The sequence below is a fragment of the Micromonospora sp. S4605 genome, from assembly GCF_003176715.1.
Taxonomy (GTDB): Bacteria; Actinomycetota; Actinomycetes; order Mycobacteriales; family Micromonosporaceae; genus Micromonospora; species Micromonospora echinaurantiaca.
On the sequence record NZ_QGSW01000451.1, the window covers coordinates 1 to 3,293 of the forward strand.

5 protein-coding genes are annotated in these 3,293 nt (G+C 76.5%); 1 reads left to right on the forward strand and 4 read right to left on the reverse strand.

The window, feature by feature from the left end; translation table 11 throughout:
- The 4 genes from DLJ47_RS33905 to DLJ47_RS33920 form a co-directional block, all read right to left on the reverse strand.
- Positions 1–718 (reverse strand): serine/threonine-protein kinase (locus tag DLJ47_RS33905; RefSeq protein ID WP_233258166.1); only part of this gene is annotated, 718 nt, incomplete at its 3' end.
- Positions 719–889: 171 nt separating this feature from the next.
- Positions 890–1,126 (reverse strand): potassium transporter TrkA, encoded by a 237-nt coding sequence (locus DLJ47_RS33910; RefSeq protein ID WP_109906273.1) that lies wholly within the window; start codon positions 1,124–1,126, stop codon positions 890–892.
- Positions 1,127–1,153: 27 nt separating this feature from the next.
- On the reverse strand, positions 1,154–1,960 hold the full coding sequence (locus DLJ47_RS33915) for a rod shape-determining protein (RefSeq protein WP_109906275.1): 807 nt from the start codon (positions 1,958–1,960) through the stop codon (positions 1,154–1,156).
- Between the two features lie 142 nt (positions 1,961–2,102).
- Entirely contained in the window at positions 2,103–2,309 is a 207-nt protein-coding gene (locus tag DLJ47_RS33920) for a hypothetical protein (protein WP_109906277.1), read from the reverse strand.
- Positions 2,310–2,479: 170 nt separating this feature from the next.
- On the opposite strand from DLJ47_RS33920, the gene DLJ47_RS33925 reads away from it, so the two are divergent.
- Positions 2,480–3,293, forward strand: an 814-nt coding sequence (locus DLJ47_RS33925; protein WP_109906279.1) for a rod shape-determining protein, incomplete at its 3' end; no start/stop codon positions are given.

Genomic DNA, 3,293 nt, shown 5'->3' on the forward strand with positions numbered 1-3,293 from the left:
CGATGGCGGTCAGCCGCCGCCACGGGTCCCGCTGCAGCAGTCCGGTGAGGACCGGCCGGAGCACTCCGGCCCGGCGCATCGGGTCCGGCGGCTCGGTGGCCAGCGCGCTCAGCGTCGCCATCGCGCTCGGCCGAGCGTACGGGGCCCGCCCCTCGACGGCCGCGTAGAGAGTCGCGCCCAGCGACCACAGGTCGGTACGCGGATCGGAGATGCCGTCCCGGGCCCGCTCCGGGGCGACGAACTGCGGCGAGCCGAGCACCATGCCCGGTCCGGTCATCGCCCCGTCCCCGCCGGCGAAGGTGGCCAACCCGAAGTCGGTGAGCACCACCCGGCCATCGTCGGCGACCAGCACGTTGTGCGGCTTGACGTCCCGGTGCAGCACCCCGGCGGCGTGCGCGGCACGCAGCGCGGCGAGCACCGCCAGCCCGATCCGGGCGGTCCGGCGCGCGCTCAGCGGCCCGTCGGTGGCGAGGAGCTGGTGCACCGAGCGGGACCGCACGTACTCCATCACGATCCACGGGCTGTCCCCGTCGTGCACCACGTCGTAGATCCGGACCACGTTCGGGTGGTTGAGCCGGGCCGCGGTGCGCGCCTCGCGCAGCGTCCGCAGCCGCACCCCGTCGCGTTCGGATTCGGTCAGCCAGGCCGGTGGCCGGATCTCCTTGACTGCGACGTCGCGGTGCAGCATCTCGTCCCGGGCCAGCCAGACCCGGCCCATCCCCCCGGTCCCGACCAGGTCCAGCAGCCGGTACCGTCCCGCGATCAGCCGCTGCCGCACCGTTCCGCGTTCCCTCCCGGTCACTCCGGGTCACACGATAGTCAGCGCAGCGCGGTTTCTCATCCACCGCCGGCCGGGCGTCCGGTCCGGCGGCGGTCTCCGCCCCGTCCGTCAGCCGACGGCGTCGGCCTGCACGACGTCGAGGACGCCGAGCAGGTTGGCCAGGGCGAGCGCCTCGGCCCGGGTCAACCGCAGATCGCAGCTGCGGTCCGGGTCGGTGGGATCGTCGTGGACCAGCCGGCGCACCCCGCCGGCGTGGTGGGTGACCACGCCGACCCGGCGGCCCTGCTCGGTGGTGAACGTGTGGCGCAGCCCGATACCGGGCAGTGGCACGACTTCGATCTGCATGGCGTCGTACCCGCTCCTCTCGCTGGGTCAGGCGACCGGCTGACCGGGCCGGTCGGGGTGCGGCGGGCGGGTCTGCGCCAGCAGGGCGAGCCCCTGGATGGTGGCGAGCCGGACGTCGGCGGGCATGGTGACGGCGCGGCTGGTGAGCGCGGCGAGCCGGGCGGCGACGCCGATCGTGGCCGCGCCGCCGCCGGTGACGAGCAGCCGTCGCGGGCCGGGCCGGTGGGTGTGCTCGCCGAGCCGCCGGACGGCCGCGGCGATGGCGGGCACCTGGTCGACGTTGTTCGACCCGTCGGTCCGGCCCGCGGCGGTGACGGTGCCGTCGGTGATCCGGACGACCTCGGTACGGCCCTGTCCGATGTCGACCACCACCAGGTCCTCGGTGTCCAGGCCGACCCGGCAGGCCAGCGCCGCGGCCAGCGGTTCCTCCACGGTGCTGACCCGGCCACCGGTCGCCCGCCGGACGGCCGCGGTCAGCCGCTGCTGCTGGCGCAGGGTGGCGGTGGCGGGCACCCCGACCAGCACGGGAGTGTGCGGCGCGCCGGAGCCCGCGTGCGTGACGGTCAGCACCCGGAGCAGGTGCACACAGGCGGCGAAGTGGTCCACGACGCCGTGCCGCAGTGGCCACACCAGCGGGGCGCCGGTGCGGTCCGCCAGCTCGACGGCGGCCCGGCCGACGGCGCGTCGGGAACCGGGCGGCCCCCAGACGACGACCGTCGGCTCCTCGACCACCCGGCCGAGGGCGGGCGACCAGATCCGTACGTGGGCAGTGCCCAGGTCGATGGTGAGTATCTGCCGCAGCCCCTCACGGGCGTAGGCGCCGGGGTTGAGCATGTCAGCACCCTTCCGGGCGGGTCGTGCCGCCGGCCGGAGCTGATTCGCGACCGGCGGCGGGTGCTGCCCGGGCAGGCCGGTACGCGGCCGGCGCGGGACAGCGGAGGAGGACCGACGGCCGCGAGGGCCGCGGGGCGGGACGTCAGGCGATGCCGAGCCGCCGCGGCGGAGCCCGGTCCGCCGACCACGCCGGGACGCAGCCCGGGACCGCCCGCTTCGCCAGCCAGAAGACGATGCACAGCCCCACCGCGCGGCCGGGCGAGAAGATCACCGCGAGTACGGCGGCGACGACCAGCATCGGCAGCGCGGCGGGCTGCTCGACGGTACGTCGCTGCTGAGGGACTCGCATGCGGCACACCATAGCCGCGCCGGACGCGGACCGGCCAACTGTCGCCGCCGCGCCCGCCGCCTTGCCGACGGCCGGAAAGCTGCGGGGCGGTTGTTGGCCCGCCGGCTCCGCTGTCACCGCGCGGCTACCGACCCAAGCTGGAGGTCGTCTCGGGCGAAAGTGAGGGCGGCATGCCGGCCAGGACCACCGTCGATCGACCGCAGGACGGCGCCCACCGCGGCCCGGTCGCCGCGGGCCGGCGCGGTACGGCGCCCGTACTGCTGGCGCTCGACGCCGGCAGCGCACAGCTGCGGCTGTGGGGTCTCGGCCACGGCACGGTCAACGCCCCCACCGGAGGCGGCCCCGGCCAGGGAGCGCCACTGGTGCGACGCGGACGCCTGGTCGACGCCCCGGCCTGCACCAGCGCGCTGCGCCAACTGCTGCAGCGCTTCCGTCCCACGGTCGAGGTGGCGCCGCTGGTCGTCGCCTGCCGCCCGGTGTCCGCCACGCCGGCCGACGAGTACACCCTGCGGCAGGTCGTCACCGCCGCGCTCGCACCGCGCCGACTGCTGTTCATCGACACCGTCCGGGCCGCCGCCATCGGCGCCGGCTCGGCCGCCGGCGCCCTGCTGCTGGCCGACGTCGGCGCGCAGATCACCGAGATCGGCCTCCTCGACGACGGGCAGCTGATCGCCGCCCGCCGTACCGACTTCGGCACCCGCGACGTCAAGGACGGCACCACCGTGCAGATGCTGGCGGCCGTCGTCGCCCGGCTGGTCCGCGAGATCTACCAGCAGCCGGCCGTCCGGCCGACCGCCCTCGCGGCGCTGGCCCGGGGCATGGTGCTGGTCGGTGACGGCGCGGCCCGGCCCGACCTGATCGCTGCCCTGTCCCAGACCCTGCGGATCGCGGTGCAGCCCGCCGCCGCGCCGTACACCGCCGCGCTCACCGGCGCCGGCCTGGCCGCGATGGCCGCCGCCCGCCACCCCCGCGACGGCGCCGGTG